19 protein-coding genes are annotated in these 21,950 nt (G+C 72.6%); 16 read left to right on the forward strand and 3 right to left on the reverse strand.

The features are described 5' to 3' along the window. Window positions 1-46 precede the first annotated feature (46 nt). Window positions 47-652, reverse strand: a complete 606-nt coding sequence (locus tag OG946_RS27645) for a hypothetical protein (protein WP_326798696.1) — start codon at window positions 650-652, stop codon at window positions 47-49. 131 nt (window positions 653-783) lie between these two features. On the opposite strand from OG946_RS27645, the gene OG946_RS27650 reads away from it, so the two are divergent. The 9 genes from OG946_RS27650 (at window position 784) to OG946_RS27690 (ending at window position 11,129) form a co-directional block, all read left to right on the forward strand. Beyond that, window positions 784-1,557 (forward strand): enhanced serine sensitivity protein SseB, encoded by a 774-nt coding sequence (locus tag OG946_RS27650; protein ID WP_326798697.1) that lies wholly within the window; start codon window positions 784-786, stop codon window positions 1,555-1,557. Between the two features lie 132 nt (window positions 1,558-1,689). After that, window positions 1,690-2,490, forward strand: coding sequence for an enhanced serine sensitivity protein SseB C-terminal domain-containing protein (locus OG946_RS27655; RefSeq protein ID WP_326798698.1), 801 nt, complete (start codon window positions 1,690-1,692; stop codon window positions 2,488-2,490). Between the two features lie 369 nt (window positions 2,491-2,859). Next, a complete protein-coding gene (locus tag OG946_RS27660) occupies window positions 2,860-3,858 on the forward strand; it encodes an ABC transporter permease (RefSeq protein WP_326798699.1) in 999 nt (332 codons plus the stop codon). Between the two features lie 107 nt (window positions 3,859-3,965). Next, window positions 3,966-5,696 (forward strand): ABC transporter substrate-binding protein, encoded by a 1,731-nt coding sequence (locus OG946_RS27665; RefSeq protein WP_326798700.1) that lies wholly within the window; start codon window positions 3,966-3,968, stop codon window positions 5,694-5,696. A gap of 75 nt (window positions 5,697-5,771) precedes the next feature. After that, complete coding sequence (locus OG946_RS27670) at window positions 5,772-6,779, forward strand: ABC transporter permease (RefSeq protein ID WP_326798701.1); 1,008 nt, start codon at window positions 5,772-5,774, stop codon at window positions 6,777-6,779. Continuing rightward, a complete protein-coding gene (locus tag OG946_RS27675; RefSeq protein WP_326798702.1) occupies window positions 6,776-7,912 on the forward strand; it encodes an ABC transporter ATP-binding protein in 1,137 nt (378 codons plus the stop codon). The genes OG946_RS27670 and OG946_RS27675 overlap by 4 nt, the downstream gene beginning before the upstream one ends. After that, window positions 7,909-9,114, forward strand: coding sequence for an ABC transporter ATP-binding protein (locus tag OG946_RS27680; RefSeq protein WP_326798703.1), 1,206 nt, complete (start codon window positions 7,909-7,911; stop codon window positions 9,112-9,114). The genes OG946_RS27675 and OG946_RS27680 overlap by 4 nt, the downstream gene beginning before the upstream one ends. Window positions 9,115-9,141: 27 nt before the next feature. Further along, window positions 9,142-9,801 carry a trimeric intracellular cation channel family protein gene (locus OG946_RS27685; protein ID WP_442814646.1) on the forward strand — a complete coding sequence of 220 codons (660 nt, stop codon included), beginning with the start codon at window positions 9,142-9,144 and terminating at the stop codon, window positions 9,799-9,801. A 137-nt stretch (window positions 9,802-9,938) separates the two neighbouring features. Then, window positions 9,939-11,129 (forward strand): cysteine desulfurase family protein, encoded by a 1,191-nt coding sequence (locus OG946_RS27690; protein WP_326798705.1) that lies wholly within the window; start codon window positions 9,939-9,941, stop codon window positions 11,127-11,129. 243 nt (window positions 11,130-11,372) lie between these two features. On the opposite strand, the gene OG946_RS27695 is transcribed toward OG946_RS27690, so the two are convergent. Next, window positions 11,373-12,134, reverse strand: coding sequence for an N-acetylmuramoyl-L-alanine amidase (locus OG946_RS27695; RefSeq protein ID WP_326798706.1), 762 nt, complete (start codon window positions 12,132-12,134; stop codon window positions 11,373-11,375). A gap of 90 nt (window positions 12,135-12,224) precedes the next feature. Between OG946_RS27695 and mnmA the strand changes: the two genes are divergently transcribed. From mnmA to OG946_RS27710, 3 genes are all read left to right on the forward strand, one after another. After that, on the forward strand, window positions 12,225-13,364 hold the full coding sequence (mnmA, locus tag OG946_RS27700) for a tRNA 2-thiouridine(34) synthase MnmA (RefSeq protein WP_326798707.1): 1,140 nt from the start codon (window positions 12,225-12,227) through the stop codon (window positions 13,362-13,364). A gap of 74 nt (window positions 13,365-13,438) precedes the next feature. Beyond that, on the forward strand, window positions 13,439-13,984 hold the full coding sequence (locus OG946_RS27705; RefSeq protein WP_326798708.1) for a TIGR00730 family Rossman fold protein: 546 nt from the start codon (window positions 13,439-13,441) through the stop codon (window positions 13,982-13,984). 4 nt (window positions 13,985-13,988) lie between these two features. Continuing rightward, the gene (locus OG946_RS27710) at window positions 13,989-14,699 is read left to right on the forward strand and encodes an SDR family oxidoreductase (RefSeq protein ID WP_326798709.1); all 711 of its coding nucleotides are present in this window, start codon (window positions 13,989-13,991) and stop codon (window positions 14,697-14,699) included. 65 nt (window positions 14,700-14,764) lie between these two features. Here the strand turns inward: OG946_RS27710 and OG946_RS27715 are convergent, their stop codons facing one another. Next, window positions 14,765-14,953 (reverse strand): type II toxin-antitoxin system Phd/YefM family antitoxin, encoded by a 189-nt coding sequence (locus OG946_RS27715; protein ID WP_326798710.1) that lies wholly within the window; start codon window positions 14,951-14,953, stop codon window positions 14,765-14,767. Between the two features lie 40 nt (window positions 14,954-14,993). On the opposite strand from OG946_RS27715, the gene OG946_RS27720 reads away from it, so the two are divergent. From OG946_RS27720 to OG946_RS27735, 4 genes are all read left to right on the forward strand, one after another. Continuing rightward, window positions 14,994-16,130 (forward strand): RNA-guided endonuclease InsQ/TnpB family protein, encoded by a 1,137-nt coding sequence (locus OG946_RS27720; protein ID WP_326798711.1) that lies wholly within the window; start codon window positions 14,994-14,996, stop codon window positions 16,128-16,130. A 163-nt stretch (window positions 16,131-16,293) separates the two neighbouring features. Next, complete coding sequence (locus tag OG946_RS27725) at window positions 16,294-17,304, forward strand: methionine synthase (RefSeq protein WP_326798712.1); 1,011 nt, start codon at window positions 16,294-16,296, stop codon at window positions 17,302-17,304. A gap of 15 nt (window positions 17,305-17,319) precedes the next feature. Next, on the forward strand, window positions 17,320-19,479 hold the full coding sequence (gene ligA / locus OG946_RS27730) for an NAD-dependent DNA ligase LigA (RefSeq protein WP_326798713.1): 2,160 nt from the start codon (window positions 17,320-17,322) through the stop codon (window positions 19,477-19,479). A 150-nt stretch (window positions 19,480-19,629) separates the two neighbouring features. Next, window positions 19,630-21,777, forward strand: coding sequence for a putative bifunctional diguanylate cyclase/phosphodiesterase (locus OG946_RS27735; RefSeq protein WP_326798714.1), 2,148 nt, complete (start codon window positions 19,630-19,632; stop codon window positions 21,775-21,777). The last annotated feature ends 173 nt before the right edge of the window (window positions 21,778-21,950 follow it).

Genomic DNA, 21,950 nt, shown 5'->3' on the forward strand with positions numbered 1-21,950 from the left:
GCCCGCGGGCGCGGCTGCACGCCGGACCGGGCAGGCAGCCGGGCCGTTACGCGCCGGACCGCGCCGGCAGCCTCGGCGGCACCGCCGCGTTCTGCGGCATCTGCGGCACCTGCCCCGCGGGCACCAGCCCGCTGACCGCCGTCGCCGCGAGGACCCGTACCAGCGCCGTCACGGTCACCGGGGCCCGCGCCGCCACCGCCGCCCTGTCGCCCGCCTGCCCGGCCCGTACCAGTCCTGTCAGTTCCTCCCGCAGTGAGCCGACGGCCTGCGCCAGGGCGGTCGTCTTCCGCGCCTTCATCGACTTCACCTTGCCCTCGGCCCTCGCCGCCGCGTCCACCGCGTCCAGGTGCGACCGCACGTCGGGCAGCGTGCGCGGGTTCTGCAAGCCCCCGTCGGCGACCGCCTGCTGGACCTGCTCGACGGTCCGGGCCGTGGCGGCGGTGAGCTGCCCGAGCTGCGCCAGCAGGTGCAGCGTCGAGGGGTCGACGTCGGCGGCGGCCGGGGCGGAAGCCGCGGGCAGGACGTCGGGGTGCCCGCCCCCTGCGGCGTCCCCGGCGGCGGCGACGGGCCCGGCCATGCCGAGCACGAGGGCGCCGCCGGCGACGGCGGAGACGACGGTGGCGGCGAGGCCGGCCATTCGGTGCGTACGCATGGAAAACGGGCTCCCTGTCGCGAGGTCGTGAGGGTGAGAGGACTCCACCGTGGGCAGGTGCGGGCTTCGCCCGCGAGTGCTCGCAGCCGTTAGGGTGCCGACGTTCATCCCCCGAAAGTTGGCTGGTCCCGATGAGCTTCGACTACCGCTCCCCGCAGCCCCCCGCCACGGGCGGCTTCCCCGGCAACGAGCTGGAGGAGGTGCTCGCCGCCTCGCTCGGCAACCCGCAGGCCGCCCCGCGGCTGCTGGAGGTGCTGGGCCGCAGCAGCCTGTGGGTGCCGCTGCCCGGGGGCGGCGGGCCCGACAGCCCCTCGCTCCCCGTGCCGACGACCGAGATAGGCGGCGCGCCGTACGTGCCGGTGTTCTCCTCGCAGGAGGAGTTCCTGCGGGTCAGCGGCTCCCACATGTCGTTCACCGTCGCCCCGGCCCGCGAGTTCGCCCGCGGGCTGCCGCCGCAGGTCGGCATCGCGGTCAACCCCGGCGGCACGGTCGGCGTGCCGCTGCCGCCGGCGGCGGTCGCGGAGCTGTGCAGGGACCGCGGGGCGCCGCGGCTGCCGGGGGAGGCGCGCGGCGGCCGGGTGCGGCTGTTCACGCCGGACTGGCAGGACGACCCGGTGGACTTCCTGGCGGTCGCGCGGGAGGAGTTCGAGCGGATCGGGGTGGTACGCAGCGCGCGCCGGGGGCTCGCGAGCGTCGAGGGCGGTGCGGAGCAGCTCTACATCGGGGTGGAGCTGCTGGACACGTACGACGAGAGCAGGCAGGCGACGGTGGAGGCGCTGGGCCGCGCGCTCGGCGCGCAGCCGGTGCCGTGGAAGGTCCAACTGGTCTTCCTCGACGCCGCGGTGGACCCGGTGATCACCTGGATGCGGGCCAAGGTCGAGCCGTTCTACATCCGGGTCGGCTGACGCGGTCAGGCTCTAAGCTGGTTTGATGACCTTTCCGGGCGTACACGCGTGCCCGGGAGCGGCGGCGGCCGAGACGAAGGGTTGGGGCCCAGGGTGAACGGGGGCGCGAGCGGGCGGGCGCCGGGAGCGGGCGTGGACCAGTTGGTCCGCCAGGTGGCTCCCGGCAGGTACGACGCGTACGAGGCGCTGCTCGCCGAGCTGGCCGCCGGGCAGGTGTGGATGCTGCTCTGGCAGGGCCGCCCCGACTCGCCGGACGCGCAGTACGGCAGCATGCAGGTCGAGGGCCACGCCTACGCGCCCTGCTTCAGCTCCGACCGCGAGCTGGCCGCCAGCGGCTGGGCCGGCGCCCACGAGCCCGTCGCCGGGGCGGAGATCGCCGCCGCGCTCTACCCCGACCGCTGGGGCCTCTGGCTCGACCCGCACGCCGCGGGCGGCGGCGTCGGCGTCCCCTGGCTCGACCTGCGCCGGGTGGCCACGGGCCTGGACCGGCTGCCCGCGGGCCCGCTGCGGATCGCGGAACCGGTCGTGGACGTCGCGCAGTTCTACGCCCTGCTGGGCCAGACCGCCCACCGCACCCCCGCCGTGCGCACGCTCTGCCGCGCCTGGGTGCAGCCGGCGCTCGGCGAGCCGTACCTCGCCATCGGCATAGACCTGTACGACACGGGCGCGCAGTCCGTCGCCGCGGCGCAGTCGATGATGCAGGAGTCCGTGGCCGCCGTGCCCCCGGGCCTGGCGGTCTCCACGGTGGCGCTGGCCGACGACCACGACCCGGTGGCGATGTGGATGCGGGCGAACTCCCGGCCGTTCTTCGACCGCGGCGCCTACGGCGGCGGCCCGGCCGCCCCGCCCGCCGGCTACGGCTACCCGCCGCCGTACTCCGCGGGCGGCGCCCCGCAGTCCGGCTGGCAGCCGGGACCCGCCCCGCAGTATTGAGCCGCCGGCCCGCCCGACCTCCCGCCTGACCCCGTTATGTCCGTACGTGTCCCGATATCGTGCCGGTGAAGATCCGCTCAGCGGCGGTCGGATGTCCGGATAACGGTTATCCACTGCATCGCATCACGTTTGCGCATCCATTCCCCTTGGGGTCTGGCGAGTGATCGCAGGCGCATTGAAGACTCCCCCCGCAGGAAGCTGTCGTTCCCCTGTGCGACGGCAGGGCTTCACGATCAGGCACTACGGGCACCAGGCACGACGGCACCACGGATCACGGCACCACGGCATGACTTGCACCAGCGAAGCGATTGAGCCGCTACCGCGGCAGACGACGGCGGGACGCCGCCGCTCGAGAGGGGTCCCCACAACATGACGGCACCTATCGAGACCACCGGCGCCACCGAGGCGACGCCGGAAGCTCTCGTCGAGGGCGTGGACAAGAGCCGGATCGAGGGCCGTTCGCTCGGGCGTATCGCCTGGATGCGGCTGAAGCGCGACCGCGTCGCCATGGCCGGCGGCGTCGTCGTGGTGTTCCTCATCCTGATCGCCGCGCTCTCCCGGCCGATCCAGTCGATCTTCGGGCTCGACCCCAACAGGCTCAACCAGGACCTCGTCGACCCCTCCCTGGCCACCCCGTACGGCTCCTTCGGCGGCATGAGCTGGGACCACCCGCTGGGCATCGAGCCGCGGCTCGGCCGCGACATCGCCACCCGGATCCTGGAGGGCTCCTGGGTCTCGCTGCTCGTCGCCTTCGGCGCCACCATGGTCGCCGTCGTGATCGGCACCGTCCTCGGCGTGATCGCCGGCTACTACGGCAAGTGGGCGGACACGATCATCAGCCGGACCATGGACACGTTCCTGGCCTTCCCGGTGCTGCTCTTCGCCATCTCCATCTCGGCCGCGCTGCAGGGCGGCGCGTTCGGGCTGAAGGGGCTGCAGCTCCACATCGGTGTGCTGATCTTCGTCATCGGCTTCTTCAGTTGGCCGTATATCGGCCGTATCGTCCGCGGACAGACGCTCAGTCTCCGCGAACGCGAGTTCGTGGAGGCGGCGAAGAGCCTGGGCGCGCGCGGCCCCTTCATCCTCTTCCGGGAGCTGCTGCCGAACCTGGTGGGGCCGATCCTCGTCTACTCCACCCTGCTGATCCCGACCAACATCCTCTTCGAGGCGGCGCTCAGCTTCCTCGGCGTGGGCATCCAGCCGCCGCAGGCCTCCTGGGGCGGCATGCTGAGCAGCGCGATCGACTACTACCAGGTCGATCCGATGTTCATGGTCGTACCGGGCGTGGCGATCTTCCTGTCCGTGCTGGCCTTCAACCTCTTGGGCGACGGGCTCAGGGACGCACTCGATCCCAAGGGCCGCCGATGACGCCAAGAAGCCGACTGGGCGCGGCATCCGCCGTTCCCGCTCTCGTCCCATCACTCCGAACCAGGGGGCAACGCCTCACCATGAAACTCAGGTCGAAATCAGCCGCCATGCTCGCGGTTGCCGTCTCGGTCGCGCTGACCGTCTCCGCCTGCGGCGGTGGCGGCAACGACGACGACTCCGACGGCGAGGGCGGCGGCGCCGCCGCGAACGCGGCGATCGAGAAGGTCCTCAACGCCTCCGACAAGAAGGGCGGGACCCTCGTCTACGAGTCCGCCGACGTGCCGGACTCGATGGACCCGGGCAACACGTACTACGGCTACGTGTGGAACTTCAGCCGCCTGTACGCGCGCTCCCTCATGACCTACGCCCCAGGCCCGGGCGCGCAGGCCGCGGAGCCGGTGCCGGACCTCGCCGAGGGCCCCGGTGAGGCGTCCGACGGCGGCAAGACCTGGACGTACAAGATCAAGAAGGGCGTCAAGTACGAGGACGGCACCGAGATCACGGCCGGTGACGTCAAGTACGCCGTCGAGCGGAGCAACTACGCCCGCGACGTGCTCTCCCTCGGCCCGAACTACTTCGCCCAGTACCTGCAGAACCCTGACGACTACAAGGGTCCGTACAAGGACAAGAGCGAAGAGGGCATCTCGTCCATCCAGACCCCGGACGACCACACGATCGTCTTCAAGCTCGACCAGGCGTTCCAGGAGTTCGACTACCTGGTGGCCATGACCCAGACGGCGCCGGTGCCGCGGGACAAGGACAACGGCTCGGACTACCAGAAGAACATCGTCTCCTCCGGCTCGTACAAGTTCGAGAGCTTCGAGCAGGACAAGTCCGCCACCCTGGTCCGCAACGACCAGTGGGACCCCAAGACGGACAAGATCCGCAAGCAGCTCCCGGACAAGATCGAGGTCCGGTTCAAGGTCAACGCCGAGACCATCGACAAGAACATCGAGGCCGGCAAGACCCACGTCATGTTCGACGCCCTCGGCGTCACCGGTCAGACCCAGTCCCAGCTCCTGCGGGACAAGTCCAACATGATCGACAACCCGACCGGTGGCCGGCTGACCTACCTGGCCATGAACACGCAGCTCGCGCCCTTCGACGACGTCAACTGCCGCAAGGCCGTGGAGTTCGCCGTCGACAAGGACTCCTCGATGCGCGCGCTCGGCGGCGAGCCCAAGGGTGACATCGCCACCACCGCGCTGCCCCCGGACGTCCCGAGCCACGAGGCGTACGACGACCCGTACGCCACCGAGGGCAACAAGGGCGACGTCGACAAGGCCAAGGCCGCGCTGAAGGAGTGCGGCAAGCCCGACGGGTTCGACACCGTGCTGACCGCGCGCACCGAGCGGCAGGACGAGATCGACAACGCCACCGCGATCCAGGCGGCCCTGAAGAAGGTCGGCATCAACGCCGAGATCCAGAAGTTCCCCGGCGGCAAGTACTTCACCGACTTCGCGGGCTCCCGCAAGTGGACCGAGGACAACAACGCCGGTCTGTACATGATGCAGTGGGGCTCCGACTGGCCCAGCGGCTACGGCTTCCTCCAGCAGATCGCCAACGGCGGCGCGCTCGGCGAGTCCGGTAACACGAACATCTCGTACCTGGACGACCCGGAGATCAACAAGCTCCTGGACGACTCGATCGCGGACCCCGACGAGGCGGCACGCGCCAAGGCGTACGCCGAGGTGGACAAGAAGATGCTGGAGACGGCGGCGATCGTGCCCCTCTCCTACTTCAAGGTCCTGCACCAGCGCTCGGACCAGCTCACCAACCTGGTGGTCTCGCAGGCGTTCAGCGGTCAGTACGACTACCTGAACCTCGGCCTGAAGTAGCATCTCCACCGGCTGCGCGGGCGGTGCCCTCACCGGCACCGCCCGCGCCGCCCGGACCGTGGAAGGCACGCCCTCGTGTTCGCGTATCTCATCCGGCGGCTGATGGCCGCAGTGGTGCTGCTGTTCGTCGTGAGCGCCATCACCTACGCCATCTTCTTCGTCCTGCCGCGGCTCGCCGGCAGCACCCCCGACCAGCTCGCCGCGCAGTACATCGGCAAGAGCCCGGACCCCAAGACGATCGAAGCGGTCAAGAAGAACCTCGGCCTCGACGATCCCGTCTACGTCCAGTACTGGGACTTCATCCGCGGCATCTTCGCCGGCCGGGAGTTCAACTTCGGCCCCGACCCGTCGCAGTGCAACGCGCCCTGCCTCGGCTACTCCTTCCGCAAGCACGTGGAGGTCTGGCCGGAGATGATGGACCGGCTGCCGGTCACCGCCTCGCTGGCCATCGGCGCCGCCGTGCTGTGGCTGGTCTCCGGGGTGACGACGGGCGTGATCTCGGCGCTGCGCCCGGGGTCGGTCTTCGACCGCGCGGCGATGGGCATCGCCCTGGCCGGCGTCTCGCTGCCGATGTTCTTCACCGGCACCGTCGCGATGGCGCTGTTCGTCTACCACTGGCAGATCTTCCCGAACGAGTACACACCGCTCACCGACAATCCGGTGCGCTGGTTCCAGGGGTTGATGCTGCCCTGGTTCTCGCTGGCGTTCCTCTATTCCGCTCTCTATGCGAGACTCACGCGCGCCGGGATGCTGGAGACCATGGGTGAGGACTACATCCGCACCGCCCGCGCGAAGGGCCTGAAGGAGCCGGTGGTGATCGCCCGGCACGGACTGCGCTCCGCGCTGACGCCCATCGTGACCATCTTCGGCATGGACTTCGCGCTGCTGCTCGGCGGGGCGGTGATCACCGAGACGGTGTTCTCCTTCAACGGGGTCGGCTCCTGGGCGGTGCAGTCCATCAACGAGAACGACCTGCCACCGATCCTCGGTGTCACGTTGTTCGCCGCCTTCTTCATCGTGATCTGCAATCTGGTGGTCGACTTCGTGTACGCCGCCATCGACCCGAGGGTGAGGGTCTCGTGACCGGTCTGACGAAGACGGGCGCCGTCGGCGAGCCGGTACCGGCCGCCGCCGAGGCGTCGGCGTTCCTGGACATCCGGGACCTCAAGGTCCACTTCCCGACCGACGACGGCGTGGTGAAGTCCGTCGACGGGCTCTCCTTCCAACTGGAGAAGGGCAAGACCCTCGGCATCGTGGGCGAGTCGGGCTCCGGCAAGTCCGTCACCTCGCTGGCCGTCATGGGCCTGCACACCGCCGGGCAGTACGGCAAGCGCCGGACGGCGCAGCTCTCCGGCGAGATCTGGCTCAACGGGCAGGAGCTGCTGTCCGCGGAGCCCGACACGGTGCGCCGGCTGCGCGGCCGCGAGATGTCGATGATCTTCCAGGACCCGCTCTCCGCGCTGCACCCGTACTACAAGATCGGGTACCAGATCGTGGAGGCGTACCGGGTCCACCACGACGTCGACAAGAAGACCGCGCGCAAGCGGGCCATCGAGATGCTCGACCGGGTCGGCATCCCGCAGCCCGACAAGCGCGTCGACGACTACCCGCACCAGTTCTCCGGCGGCATGCGCCAGCGCGCGATGATCGCGATGGCGCTGGTGAACAACCCCGAACTGCTCATCGCCGACGAGCCGACGACCGCGCTCGACGTCACCGTGCAGGCGCAGATCCTCGACCTGATCCGGGATCTGCAGAAGGAGTTCGGCTCCGCGGTCATCATCATCACCCACGACCTCGGCGTGGTCGCGGAACTGGCCGACGACATCGTGGTGATGTACGGCGGCCGGTGCGTGGAGCGGGGCTCCGCCGAGCAGATCTTCGACCGGCCGCAGCACCCGTACACCTGGGGTCTGCTCGGCTCGATGCCGCGCATCGACCGCGAGGCCACCGACCGGCTCATCCCGGTCAAGGGCAGCCCGCCGAGCCTCATCAACGTGCCGAGCGGGTGCGCGTTCCACCCCCGCTGCCCGTACGCGGACGTGCCCGCGGACAACGCCAGCCGCACCGTACGGCCCGAGCTGCGCGAGGTCGGCAGCGGGGGTACCCCCGCCAGTGAGGGCGTAGCCGGCGGGGGAGGCCACTTCGCCGCCTGCCACCTGCGGCAGGAAGACCGGGAGCGCATCTACACCGAAGAGATTGCGCCGAAGCTGTGAAGGACGAGGCTGTGCCCGAGAAGAAGGCCGACAAGGCGAGCTCCCCCGCCGGCTACGCCCCCACTGGCGGGGGTGCCCCCACAGCGGGGGACGGGAAGGAGACCGGCGCCGCGGCGGCGGGCCCGGCCGACGCCGGCGGGGCGAAGGCGACCGCGACCATTCCGGGCGCGCGGCTGCGCAAGAAGCCCGCCGCCGGCACCGAGCCGCTGCTGAAGGTCTCCGGGCTGACCAAGCACTTCCCCATCCGCAAGGGCCTGATGCAGCGCCAGGTCGGCGCGGTGCAGGCCGTGGACGGCATCGACTTCGACGTGCTGCCCGGCGAGACGCTGGGCGTCGTCGGCGAGTCCGGCTGCGGCAAGTCCACCATGGGCCGGCTGATCACCCGGCTGCTGGAGCCCACCGGCGGCACCGTCGAGTTCCAGGGCCGGGACATCACGCACCTGAGCACGGGCCAGATGCGCCCGCTGCGCCGCGACGTGCAGATGATCTTCCAGGACCCGTACTCCTCGCTGAACCCGCGGCACACCGTCGGCACCATCGTCGGCGCCCCCTTCAAGCTGCAGAACGTGCGGCCCGAGGGCGGCGTGAAGAAGGAGGTCCAGGGGATCCTGGAGCGCGTCGGGCTCAACCCCGAGCACTACAACCGCTACCCGCACGAGTTCTCCGGCGGCCAGCGGCAGCGCATCGGCATCGCCCGCGCGCTCGCCCTGCAGCCCAAGCTGATCGTGGCGGACGAGCCGGTCTCGGCGCTGGACGTGTCGATCCAGGCGCAGGTGGTCAACCTCCTGGACGACCTCCAGCAGGAGTTCGGCCTCACCTACGTGATCATCGCCCACGACCTGTCCGTCGTCCGGCACGTCTCGGACCGGATCGCGGTCATGTACCTGGGCAAGATCGTCGAACTGGCCGACCGCACCAGCCTGTACCAGGAGCCGCTGCACCCGTACACCAAGGCGCTGATGTCCGCGGTGCCGGTGCCGGACACCAAGCGCCGGCAGCAGCGCGAGCGGATCCTGCTCAACGGCGACGTGCCCTCGCCGATCTCGCCGCCGCTCGGCTGCCGCTTCCACACCCGCTGCTGGAAGGCCACCCAGGTCTGCAAGACCAAGGAGCCGCCGCTGCTGGAGCTGAAGCCCGGCCGGCGCACCGCCTGCTGGCACCCGGAGAACGCGCCCGACCAGGCACCCGACGACAAGAAGTAGGACGTGCAGCGGTAAAACGGGGGCGTGGTGTCCGACGAGTTGTTCACCCCTTCCCTGCAGCACTGGCTGGACCTCGCGGGGATCTTCGTCTTCGGGATCTCCGGCGCGCTGCTCGCGGTGCGGAAGAACTTCGACGTCTTCGGTATCGCGGTGCTCGCGCTGGCCACCGGGCTCGGCGGCGGGCTGCTGCGGGACCTGGTGATCGGCGCGGTGCCGCCGGCCGCGTTCACCGAGCCGGGGTACCTGTTCACGCCGCTCGTCGCCGCGCTGCTGGTCGTCTTCCTGCACCCCGAGGTGGAGCGGATCACCAGCGCGGTCATGGTCTTCGACGCCGCAGGTCTTGGGCTGTTCTGCGTCACCGGCACGCTCAAGGCGTACGAGTACGGGCTCGGCCTCACCTCCGCCGCCGTCCTCGGGCTGACCAGCGCGGCCGGCGGCGGCGTGGTGCGCGACCTGCTCGCAGGGGAGGTGCCGTCGCTGCTGCGCTGGGACCGGGAGATGTACGCGGTGCCTGCGCTGGTCGGCGCGGCGGCCACCGCGCTGCTGATCCGCTTCGACCAGGTCGAGCCCGCCACGGCGACGGCCGCGGCGGCGCTGGCGTTCGTGCTGCGGCTGCTGGCGCTGCGCTTCCGCTGGCGGGCCCCGCGCGCCTGGCAGCGGCGCAGCAGGGCGGCGGGGGAGGGCTGAGGGCGCGCTGAGAGGCGGCCAGGGGGCACGCTGCCGTCCGGCGGGTGCGGTACGGGGCCGGCTGCCGGAGCCGGGGTCCGTACGGCCGGAAGGCGGCGTTCGGCGGGCGGGGCGGGCGCCGTAGAATCGGGACCATCATGGACCAGGCCGTCTACCTCGACCACGCCGCCACCACCCCGATGCTCCCCGAGGCGGTGCGGGCCATGACCGAATGCCTCACCGCCACCGGCAACGCCTCCTCGCTGCACGCCGCGGGCCGGCGGGCCCGGCGCACCGTCGAGGAGTCCCGGGAGCGGCTGGCCGCCGCCTTCGGCGCCCGGCCCAGCGAGGTGGTCTTCACCTCCGGCGGCACCGAGGCGGACAACCTCGCGGTCAAGGGCCTGTACTGGTCGCGGCGGGCCGAGGACCCCACCCGCACCCGGGTGCTCGCCAGCCCGGTCGAGCACCACGCCGTGCTGGACGCCGTGCACTGGCTGCAGAAGCACGAGGGCGCCACCGTCGACTGGCTGCCCGTCGACGCCTACGGCCGGGTGCACCCCGACGCCCTGCGCGCCGCGCTGGAGCGCGGCCCCGCCGGGGGCGCGGGCGACGTGGCGCTGGTGACGGCGATGTGGGCCAACAACGAGATCGGCACGGTCCTGCCGGTCGCCGAACTCGCCGCCGTGGCACGGGAGTACGGCGTGCCGATGCACTCCGACGCGGTGCAGGCCGCGGGCCAGGCGGAGGTCGACTTCGGCGCCAGCGGGCTGGCCGCGCTGACGCTCACCGGGCACAAGATCGGCGGCCCGTACGGCATCGGGGCGCTGCTCCTCGGCCGCGGGTACGCGCCGGAGCCGCTGCTGCACGGCGGCGGGCAGGAGCGCGAGGTGCGCTCCGGCACGCTGGACGTGCCGGCGGTCGCGGCGTTCGCGGCGGCGGCGGAGCTGGCCGAGGAGCGGCGCGCGGAGTTCGCCGCCGGGGTGGGCGCGCTGCGCGACGCCCTGGTGGCGGCGGTACGGGCCGCGGTGCCCGACGCGGTGCTCAACGGCGACCCGGACCCGGCCGGGCGGCTGCCCGCCAACGCGCACTTCTCCTTCCCCGGCTGCGAAGGGGACTCCCTGCTGCTGCTCCTGGACGCCCAGGGCATCGCCTGCTCCACCGGCTCCGCGTGCACGGCGGGCGTGGCCCAGCCCAGCCACGTGCTGCTCGCCGCGGGGGCGGACCCGGACCTGGCGCGGGGCACGCTGCGGTTCTCGCTGGGGCACACGTCGACGGAGGCGGATGTGGCGGCGCTGGCGGCGGCGATCGGGCCCGCGGTGGCGCGGGCGCGGGCGGCGGGACTGACCTGACCCGACGGGCCCGACCGGACCCGGCCTGAGCGGACCGGACCCGGCCCGACCGGACCCGGCCCGACCGGACCCGGCCCGACCGGACCCGGCCCGACCGGACCCGGCCCGACCGGACCCGGCCCGACCGGACCCGGCCCGACCGGACCCGGCCCGACCAGACCCGGCCCGACCGGACCCGGCCTGAGCGGCGCGGGGCTGCGTGGCCCGTAGCGGATCCTCTGCCCAGAGCGCGCGCTGCCGGGGTCAGGGATCGCGTGCCGGGCGGGCGCTCGCCCTGCGGTCCGCGGCGGCGTGCGCCCTGCGCACCAGGCGCATGTACCGCGCCCAGTCCCAGTGCGGGCCCGGGTCGGTGTGGTCGGCCTCCGGGACCTCGTTGTGGCCGACGATGTGCTCCCGGTCCACGGGTATGCCGTAGCGCCGGCAGATATCCGCGGTCAGCTCCGCAGACGAGCGGTACATGACGTCGGTCAGCGTCTCCGGGCGGGCCACGAAGCCCTCGTGCTCGATGCCGACGCTGCGCTCGTTCCACTCCCGGTTGCCCGCGTGGAACGCCACGTCCAGCTCGCGCACCGTCTGCGCCACGTGCCCGTCCTCGGCCCGGATGACGTAGTGGGTGGCGGCGCCGTGTCCCGGGTCGCCGAAGACCTTGAGCGCCACCGCGTAGCTGCCCTCGGTGACGTGGATGACGACGCGGTCGATGCCGTAGTCCGCGGGGCGGTCGGCGCGGCGCCAGTTGGCCTCCGAGGCGCCGGCCCAGCCGGCGGCGGCGTAGTCCAGCTCGCCCGGCCTGCGCGGCTTGTCGATGCCGGGGATCTGCCACCACATGCGCTTGAGCTGCTCGTACCCGGCCCAGCCGAGGCCGGCGCCGACCGCGCCCACGCCGAGGGCGGCGAGCACGGCGCGGCGGCTGGAGCGCTTGCGCGGCTCCCCGCTCGCGGGCGGCCCGGGATCCGCGCCGGGCTCCCCGGCCACACGCGCCGGTTCTGCGCCGTCCGTCGTCGGCATGCGGTCGTTCCTTCTCGTTCGGTCTCGATCGGCCAACGCCTCCGGCCGCCGGACGGTTCCGCGCCGCGGCCTCGTTACCCTGGAGTGGCTATGACACCACGAGCGACACACACGGCCCGCCCCGCCCGTCTGAAGGTCCTCGCCGCCATGTCCGGCGGCGTGGACTCCGCCGTCGCCGCCGCCCGCGCCGCGGCGGCGGGGCACGACGTCACCGGGGTGCACCTCGCGCTCTCCGCCAACCCGCAGTCCTTCCGCACCGGCGCCCGCGGCTGCTGCACCATCGAGGACTCGCACGACGCCCGCCGCGCCGCCGACGTCATCGGCATCCCCTTCTACGTCTGGGACCTCGCCGAACGGTTCCGCGAGGACGTCGTGGAGGACTTCGTCAGCGAGTACGCCGCGGGCCGTACGCCCAACCCCTGCCTGCGCTGCAACGAGAAGATCAAGTTCGCGGCGCTGCTCGACAAGGCGCTGGCCCTCGGCTTCGACGCGGTGTGCACCGGACACTACGCGAAGGTCGTCACCCGCGAGGACGGCAGCCGCGAGCTGCACCGCGCGGCGGACGCCGCCAAGGACCAGTCGTACGTCCTCGGCGTGCTGGACGAACGGCAGCTCGCGCACGCGATGTTCCCGCTCGGCGAGACCGAGACCACGAAGGCCGAGATCCGCGCGGAGGCCGCGGAGCGCGGGCTGTTCGTGGCGAAGAAGCCCGACAGCCACGACATCTGCTTCATCGCGGACGGCGACACCCAGGGCTTCCTCGCCCGCCGCCTCGGCGCCGCCGAGGGCGACATCCTGGACGAGTCCGGCGCCCGCGTCGGCACCCATTCCGGCGCGTACGGCTTCACCGTGGGCCAGCGCAAGGGCCTGGCCCTGGGCCACCCGGCCCCCGACGGCCGGCCGCGCTACGTGCTCGACATCTCGCCCGTGGACAACACCGTCACGGTCGGCCCGGCCGCGTCCCTGGACGTCGAGGCGCTGACGGCGATCTCGCCGCGCTGGTGCGGTACGCCGCCGGCCGGCCCCGGTGCGTACACCGCCCAACTGCGCGCGCACGGCGGCGAGACGGCGGTGACCGCCGAGGTCGTCGGCGGCGAGCTGCGGGTGAGCTTCGCCGCGCCGGTACGCGGGGTGGCGCCGGGACAGGCCGTGGTGCTGTACGACGGCACGCGCGTGGTCGGCTCCGCCACCATCGCCACCACCCGCCGTGCGGGCGCACCGGCTGCGTAGTGCGGCCAGGGCCGCGTAGCGCGGCCGAATCGCGCCGGTCCGCGGCGCGGGTGCCCGCGCGTACGGTGTGACGCATGAACATCTGCGTCTTCCTCTCCGCGGCCGACCTCGACGAGCGCTACACGGCGCCCGCCCGCCACTTCGCCGAACTCCTGGGCAAGCGCGGGCACACGCTGGTGTGGGGCGGGTCGGACGTGGGACTGATGAAGGTGGTCGCCGACGGGGTGCAGGAGCACGGCGGCCGGCTCGTCGGGGTGTCGGTGACGTTCCTGGCCGACAAGGCGCGCGCGGGCGCCGACGAGATGGTGATCGCCGGCGACCTCGCGGAGCGCAAGGCGGAACTGCTCGGCCGCTCCGACGCCGTCGTGATCATGGTCGGCGGCACCGGCACGCTGGACGAGGCCACGGAGATCCTGGAGTTGAAGAAGCACGGACTGCACGCCAAGCCGGTGGTGCTGCTCAACACCGCGGGGTACTACGACGGGCTGCGGGAGCAGTTCCGGCGGATGGAGGCGGAGGGGTTCCTGCCGCTGCCGCTGACGGAGCTGATGTTCTTCGCCGACGACCCCGAGTCCGCCATGACGTACCTGGAGGCCCCTCCGGGCGCGGTGACAGGATGACCGCATGAGTGAGATCACCCCTGCCACCACACATCTGATCACGGGCGCCGGCTCCGGCATCGGCGAGGCGCTGGCCCGGCGGCTGGCCGCGCGCGAGTCCGCCGGGCTCTGGTTCCTCGTCCGCAGCGAGGCCCGCGCCGCGGAGCTGGCGGAGCGCTTCCCGGGCGCGCACACCGTCGTGGCCGACCTCGGTGCGCCGGGCGGCCTGGCCGACGAGCTGGCCGGGCAGGAACTGCCCGCCCAGCTCGACTCGCTGGTGCACGTCGCGGGCGTGGTGGAGCTGGGTCCGGTCGCGGAGACCACCCCGAAGGTCTGGGACGAGACGCTGGCGGTCAACCTGACGGGACCCGCCGAGCTGACCCGGCTGCTGCTGCCGCGGCTGCGGGCGGCGCGGGGGCACGTCGTGTTCGTCAACTCCGGCGCCGGGCTGAGCGCGGGGCCCGGGTGGGGCGCGTACGGCGCGAGCAAGCACGGGCTGAAGGCGCTGGCCGACGCGCTGCGCGCGGAGGAGGCCGGCAGCGGCGTGCGGGTCACCACGGTCTACCCGGGCCGCACCGCCACGCCGATGCAGGCCAAGGTGCACCGGCAGGAGGGCCGGGAGTACGAGCCGGGGCGCTGGATCGACCCCGAGTCGGTGGCGACCACCCTGCTGGCGGCCCTGGACCTGCCGCGCGACGCCCAGCTCACCGACGTCTCCGTACGCCCCGGCCCGTAGGGCAGCGGCACTTTCGGCATACCCTCACCCTCGTGACCACGCGTAAAGGGCGCGGGCCCCGTCCTTCAGGGCGGGGTAGGCCCGGATCTGGCCTGAGTCTGCCTCTCTTGCCACCACGAGTAGGGGACCAGTACGGCGCGGGGCTCGTCGCTCTTGGTCAGGATGACGTGCTTGCCCGTGTAGTGCGCTTCGTCGATCAGCCGGCCGAGTTCGGCGCGGGCGTCTCGGGATCCGATGCTGCGTGTGTCACTCATGTACACAGGGTACTCAGCCCACAGGATGTACATTGTGTACGTGCGGCTTCGGTACAACTTCCGCCTCACTCCGACGCCTGGTCAGCGCATCGCGCTCGCCCGCGCGTTCGGGTGCACACGGGTGGTGTTCAACGACGGGCTCCGCGTCCGGCAGGAAGCCCATGCGGCCGGGCTGCCGTACATCAAGGACACCGACCTTCAAAAGCAGGTCATCACTGCGGCGAAGCAGACGCCCGAGCGGGCATGGCTCGGCGAAGTGTCATCGGTGGTGCTGGTGCAGGCGCTCGCCGACCTGCACACCGCCTACCGGAACTTCTTCAACTCCGTCACCGGCAAGCGCAAGGGCCCGAAGGTCGCCCCGCCCCGGTTCCGTTCACGGAAGGACAACCGGCAGGCGATCCGACTCACCCGCAACGGCTTCTGTATCCGACCGGACGGAAAGCTGAACCTCGCCAAGGTCGGCGACGTCAAAGTTCGCTGGTCCCGTCGACTCCCATCCGCCCCGTCCTCGGTCACCGTGGTCAGGGACGCGGCCGGAAGGTACTTCGCGTCGTTCGTCGTCCAGACCGCCCCGTCCGAGGTGCTTCCCGAAACCACGGGCGAAGTCGGTGTCGATCTGGGGCTGACGCACTTCGCGGTCCTCTCGGATGGCCGGAAGATCACCGCACCCACGTTCCTGCGCCTTGCCGAACGCAAGCTCGGCAAGGCGCAGCAGGCCCTCAGCCGGAAGGCCAAGGGCTCCAGCAACCGCAGGAAGGCCGCCGCCCGCGTGGCGCGGCTGCACGCCCGCGTCGCCGACGCGCGGCGGGATCACCACCACAAGCTGTCCACGACGTTGATTCGCGAGAGCCAAGCGGTCTACGTCGAGGATCTGTGCGTGAAGGGTCTCGCTCGCACCAGGCTGGCGAAGTCCGTCCACGACGCTGGATGGGCCCAGTTCGTGGCGATGCTGGAGTACAAGGCTGCCCGCTACGGGCGAACCTTCGCCCGTGTCGACCGCTGGCTGCCGTCCTCGCAGACCTGCTCAGTCTGCTTCACCGTCGACGGGCCGAAGCCCATCAACGTCCGTGTATGGACCTGCGACGGATGTCAGACCACTCACGACCGGGACATCAACGCCGCCCGGATCGTCTTGGCCGCCGGACGGGCGGACAAACAAAACGCCTGCGGAGGGTAAGTAAGACCCTCCGCTCGACGGAGGGCATCACCCAGTGAAACAGGAACCCGACTCAAGCCCAGCCGCCCAGGCGGCAGGCAGGGAGAGAATCCCCCTCGCTCACGAGGGGGAGGACGTCAATGAGAATGCGACGCGCCCCTGGGGTGCAGGTGCCGCCACCGGTGTGGGATCCATGCCCGGCGAGGACGCGCGGGAGACCGCGCGGACCGTGACCGGCGAGGTGGGCGACTTCCCCTTCCTGCCCGAGCTGCCCGCGCGCGGGCCCGGGGCCGACATGGTCGGCCGCAGCGCGGGGATGCTCGTCGACGTCTACGCGCACCTGCAGCCCAGCGGCTGGCGCATCGCCGACCGGCCGGGGATGGACACCCGCAGGGCGCGCTCCTGGCTGGGCGAGGACCTGGACGCGCTGGAGGAGTTCACCCAGGGCTACGCGGGACCGCTGAAGGTCCAGGCCACCGGGCCCTGGACGCTGGCCGCCGCGCTGGAGCTGAAGGGCGGCGAGGCCGCGCTGCGGGACCCCGGCGCCTGCCGCGACCTGGCCGCCTCGCTCGCCGAGGGGCTGCGCGCCCATCTGGCGGAGGTACGCCGCCGGATGCCAGGCGCCGAGGTGGTGCTGCAGCTCGACGAGCCGTCCGTGACCGCCGTGCTCACCGGCCGGGTCGCCACCGCCAGCGGCTACCGCACCTACCGCGCCGTGGACCGCGCCGTCGTCGAGGGCACCCTGCGCGACGTGATCGGCGCGGCCGGCGCCACCGGCCCGGCCGGCACCCCGGTCGTCGTCCATTCCTGCGCCCCGGACGTGCCCTTCGCCCTGCTGCACCGCGCGGGCGCCGCGGCCGTGTCGTACGACGCGGCGCTGCTGACCGAACGCCAGGACGAGGCCGTCGGGGAGGCCGTGGAGGGCGGGCTCGGGCTCTTCGCGGGCGTCGTGCCGGCGACGGCGAAAGCGTCCGCGGGCGCGCCCGGCGGTGCGGGTCCGATGTCAGACCCTGCAGGTAGCGTCGGGGGTGTCAGGACGTTGTGGCGCAGGCTGGGGCTGTCGCCGCAGGCGCTCGCCGGCAGCGTGGTGATCACTCCGGCGTGCGGCCTCGCGGGCGCAGACCCGGAGTACGCCCGCCGGGCCCTCGCCCACTGCGTCCGTGCCGCAGGGTCCCTCGCCCGGGACCCGGAGTGACAACGGGAGGCCGGTGTGAGTACGGACAGCGTGGCGCGTGAGCGGCATCGGCTGCTGGCCGAGCAGATCGAGGAGCACCGCTTCAGGTACTACGTGACGACGCCCGTCATCAGCGACGCCGACTTCGACAAGCTGCTGCGGGAGCTGGAGGAGCTGGAGGAGGAGCACCCGGAGCTGCGCACGCCCGACTCGCCGACCCAGAAGGTCGCCGGGGCGTACGAGACGGAGTTCACCTCCGTCCAGCACCGCGAGCGGATGCTCTCCCTGGACAACGCGTTCACGGACGAGGAACTGGACGCCTGGGCCGACCGGATGGCCAGGGAGCTGGATCCCCAGCCGTACCACCTGCTGTGCGAGCTGAAGGTCGACGGCCTCGCGGTCAACCTGACGTACGAGCACGGCCGGCTGGTCCGCGGCGCCACCCGCGGCGACGGCCGCTCCGGTGAGGACATCACACCGAACATCCGCACCATCGGCGAGATCCCCCACCGCCTGCGGGGGGAGAACATCCCCGACCTCGTGGAGATCCGCGGCGAGGTGTTCTTCTCGCTCTCGGAGTTCCAGCAGCTCAACGCGGACCTGGTGGCCGAGGGCAAGCCCCCCTTCGCCAACCCGCGCAACTCCGCGGCCGGTTCGCTGCGCCAGAAGAATCCCCAGGTCAGCGCCTCCCGTCCGCTGCACATGGTGGTCCACGGCATCGGCGCGCTCGAAGGCGCCCGCTTCGACCGCCTCTCCGGGGCGTACGACCTGCTCAAGGAGTGGGGTCTGCCCACCTCGCCGTACACGAAGGTGGTCGACGGCATCGACGGCGTACGGGCCTACATCGAGGGCTACGCCGACCGCCGGCACGACGTGGCGTACGAGTTCGACGGCGTCGTCGTCAAGCTCGACGAGATCGCCCTCCAGGGCCGCCTGGGCTCCACGTCCCGCGCGCCGCGGTGGGCCATCGCGTGGAAGTTCCCGCCGGAGGAGGTCAACACCGAGCTGGTCGACATCCGGGTCGGCGTCGGGCGCACCGGACGGGTCACGCCGTACGCGGTGGTCGAGCCGGTGACGGTGGCGGGATCCGAGGTCGAGTTCGCCACGCTGCACAACCAGGACGTGGTCAGGGCCAAGGGCGTCCTCATCGGCGACACGGTCACGCTGCGCAAGGCGGGCGACGTGATCCCCGAGATCATGGGCCCGCTGACCGACCTCAGGGACGGCAGCGAGCGGGAGTTCGTGATGCCCGCGGAGTGCCCCGAGTGCGGCACGGCGCTCAAGCCGATGAAGGAGGGCGACGTCGACCTGCGCTGCCCCAACGCCCGCTCCTGCCCGGCCCAGCTCCGCGAGCGGCTGTTCTATCTCGCCGGACGCCGCTGCCTGGACATCGAGAACTTCGGGTACGTCGCCGCGACGGCGCTCACCCAGCCGCTGGAGCCGGCGGAGCCACCGCTCAGGGACGAGGGCGGCCTGTTCGACCTGAAGGTCGAGGACCTGCTGCCCATCAAGTCGTACGTGCTGGACCAGGACACCGGACTGCCCAAGCGCGACCCGGAGACGGGCGCGGAGAAGGTCGTCACCTTCTTCGCCAACAAGGAGGGCAACCCGAAGAAGAACACCGAGCTGATGCTCGGTCACATCCGGGCCGCCAAGGACCGGCCGCTGGCCCGGGTCATTGCCGGGCTGTCCATCCGGCACGTCGGCCCCGTCGCCGCGGAGGCGCTGGCCCGCGAGTTCCGCTCTCTCGACCGCATCATGGCGGCGAGCGAGGAGGAGCTGGCCGCGGCCGAGGGCGTCGGGCCCACCATCGCGGCCTCGCTGACGCAGTGGTTCGCCGAGGACTGGCACCGCGAGATCGTCGAGCGCTGGCGCGCGGCGGGCGTGCGGATGGAGGAGGAGGCGAAGGAGTCGGAGGGTGCGCGTCCGCTGGAGGGTCTGACGGTCGTCGTCACCGGCACGCTCCAGTCGCACACCCGGGACGGCGCGAAGGAGGCGCTGCAGACCCGCGGGGCCAAGGTGACGGGTTCGGTCTCGAAGAAGACCGACTTCGTCGTCTCCGGCGACAACCCCGGGTCCAAGTACGACAAGGCCGTGCAGTTGAAGCTCCCGATCCTCGACGACGCGGGCTTCGCCGTCCTTTTGGAGCAGGGACCCGACGCCGCCCGCGACGCCGCCCTGCCCCCGGCCGAGTAACCGCCGGGCCGCGGCCTGTTCGAGTGCTGACCGAAACCCGGCGAGTCGGGGGCAATCGGGCGACCGCAGCCGATCGCCGCCCCAGACCGGCTTTCGCGGCCTAGTGTGGATGGGCGCGCCGACGCGCGCCCAGGCGGTGAGAGGGACGGGATGCGACCGACGGAGAGCACGGAACCGGCGCCGGTGCTGCGCCGGTTGGTGCTGCCCGCCCTGCCGTGGCTGGCGCAGGCCGCGGGCGGCCTGGTGTTCGCCATCGGGGTGCTGTACGGGCTGCGGCAGGGCCACGCGCTCTTCCCGCGCGGCACGGCGGGCTGGGGCCTGGCCGTCCTGACGGCCGTCCTCATCGCCCATCTGGTCGCACCCGGCCGCGACCGCTGGTCCGGCGGCAACGGCTCGGCCGCCGCGCTCACCCTCGCCGTGCTGCTGCTCTACGGCTGGGTCCCGGCCGTCGCCGTCAGCCTGCTGGTCATCCTCGCCGTCGCCCTCGTCCGCCGGCCGCACCGCCGCCAGGCGCCGCTGCACGGGGCCGTCGAGATCCTCGGCATCTCGACGGCCGCCCTCGTGCTGTGGACCTGCGGCGAGCACCCGACCGTCGAGGAGCCCTGGGAGCCGGGCTCCTGGGACCTGTACGCGCTGCCCGAGCTGATCGCCGCCGCCCTGGCGTACGTCCTGGTGACCCGCGTGCTCACCTGGTACGCGGACCCCGGCCACCGCGAGGGCCCCGGCCTGCTCGCCCGCGCCGCCCTCACCCGCCAGGGCCTGGGCGGCGCCGCGCTGCTCGGCATCGCGCCGCTCATCATCGTCGTGGCCGTCAACACCCCCGTGCTGCTCCCGCTGTTCGCCGTGCCGCTCATCGCGCTCGACTCCAGCCTGTGGATGGCCCGCGCCCGCGCCGAGGAGCAGTTGCGCGACCCGCTGACCGGGCTGCCCAACCGCCAGTGGCTGCTGGAGCGCACCTGGCACGCCCTGGGCGAGGCCGAGAGCACCGGCCGCCGCGCCGCCCTCATCCTCATCGACCTCGACCGCTTCCGCGCCGTCAACGACACCCTCGGCCACCGCGCCGGCGACCGGCTGCTGCTCCAGCTCGCCGGCCGGCTGCGGCTCGCGCTGCCCCGCGGCGCTGAGGCCGCCCGCCTCGGCGGCGACGAGTTCGCCGTGCTCATCCCGCTGACCGACTCCGCCACCAGCGCCCAGCGGGTGGCCCGTACGCTGGTCGCCGCCCTCGGCTCCCCGCTCGACCTCGACGGGATGAGCCTGGTGCTGGAGGCCAGCGCCGGCGTCGCCGTCTACCCCGAGCACGCCACCGAGACCGAGGGCCTGCTCCAGCGCGCCGACGTGGCGATGTACCAGGCCAAGCGGGACCGCAGCGGCGTCGAGGTCTACGAGGCCCGCCGCGACGGCAACACCCCCGACCGGCTCGGCCTGCTGGGCGACCTGCGCCGGGCGCTCCAGGCCCGCGAGGTCGCGCTGCACTACCAGCCGAAGGTCGGCTTCGACGGCCGCGTCGTCGGTCTGGAGGCCCTGGTCCGCTGGGCGCACCCGGAGCGCGGGCACGTGAACCCGGAGGAGTTCATCGCCATCGCCGAGACCTCGGGCCTGATGCCGGTGCTCACGGAGTACGTGCTGGAGACCGCGCTCGCCCAGGTCGCCGACTGGCGCGCCGCCGGCCTCCAGGTCCCCGTCGCCGTCAACGTCTCGCCGCGCGACGTGCACACGCCCGGCTTCGCCGGCGCCGTCGCCGCCCGCCTCGCCCGCCACGGCGTGCCGCCCGGCGCGCTGCAACTGGAGATCACGGAGCACGTGCTGCTGGAGGACCCGCAGCGCGCGGCCGACACCCTCGCCGGGCTCACCGGGCACGGCGTGAAGATGTCGCTCGACGACTTCGGCACCGGCTACTCCTCGCTGGTCCATCTGCGCCGTCTTCCGGTCAGCGAGTTGAAGATCGACCGCTCGTTCGTCGCCCGGCTGGCCGTCGACCCGGAGGACCTGGAGATCGTGCGCTGCACGGTCGACCTCGCGCACTCCCTCGGCCTGCGCGTCGTCGCCGAGGGCGTCGAGGACGACGAGACCTGGGAGCACCTGCGCGACCTCGGCTGCGACGCGGTGCAGGGCTGGCTCGTCGCCGCCGCCATGCCCCCGCAGGAGACCACCGCCTGGCTGCGCGCCCGCGGTCCGGGACCCGGGGCCAGGGCGCTGCCGGCCGCGGCGTCCGCCGCGCGCGCCGCGGACGAGCCGGCGGCGGCCGGGGCCGTGCCGCAGCCGGGCGAGGCGGAGGAGCCGGTGAAGCCGGTGAAGTGACCGGCGGCCGGGCCCAGTAGCGCACCCGGCCGGACCAACCGTCCCGTACGGCCGGGGGCGGCCGTGCGGGCGGCCGTGCGGGCGGCCGGAACCGCCCCGCCGGGAAACCCGGTCGGGCGCACCGCCCCGCGCCCCATAGGATTGCCCCGAAACCGTCACACCACCCTGTGAGG

The sequence above is a fragment of the Streptomyces sp. NBC_01808 genome, assembly GCF_035917395.1.
Classification (GTDB): Bacteria; Actinomycetota; Actinomycetes; order Streptomycetales; family Streptomycetaceae; genus Streptomyces.

Excerpts from the sequence above, each read along its gene's own strand:
- OG946_RS27645 (WP_326798696.1), bottom strand. The coding sequence starts at position 652 with ATGCGTACGCACCGAATGGCCGGCCTCGCCGCCACCGTCGTCTCCGCC.
- OG946_RS27650 (WP_326798697.1), top strand. The coding sequence starts at position 784 with ATGAGCTTCGACTACCGCTCCCCGCAGCCCCCCGCCACGGGCGGCTTC.
- OG946_RS27660 (WP_326798699.1), top strand. The coding sequence starts at position 2,860 with ATGACGGCACCTATCGAGACCACCGGCGCCACCGAGGCGACGCCGGAA.
- OG946_RS27665 (WP_326798700.1), top strand. The coding sequence starts at position 3,966 with ATGCTCGCGGTTGCCGTCTCGGTCGCGCTGACCGTCTCCGCCTGCGGC.
- OG946_RS27690 (WP_326798705.1), top strand. The coding sequence starts at position 9,939 with ATGGACCAGGCCGTCTACCTCGACCACGCCGCCACCACCCCGATGCTC.
- OG946_RS27695 (WP_326798706.1), bottom strand. The coding sequence starts at position 12,134 with ATGCCGACGACGGACGGCGCAGAACCGGCGCGTGTGGCCGGGGAGCCC.
- mnmA (WP_326798707.1), top strand. The coding sequence starts at position 12,225 with ATGACACCACGAGCGACACACACGGCCCGCCCCGCCCGTCTGAAGGTC.
- OG946_RS27705 (WP_326798708.1), top strand. The coding sequence starts at position 13,439 with ATGAACATCTGCGTCTTCCTCTCCGCGGCCGACCTCGACGAGCGCTAC.
- OG946_RS27710 (WP_326798709.1), top strand. The coding sequence starts at position 13,989 with ATGAGTGAGATCACCCCTGCCACCACACATCTGATCACGGGCGCCGGC.
- OG946_RS27715 (WP_326798710.1), bottom strand. The coding sequence starts at position 14,953 with ATGAGTGACACACGCAGCATCGGATCCCGAGACGCCCGCGCCGAACTC.
- OG946_RS27735 (WP_326798714.1), top strand. The coding sequence starts at position 19,630 with ATGCGACCGACGGAGAGCACGGAACCGGCGCCGGTGCTGCGCCGGTTG.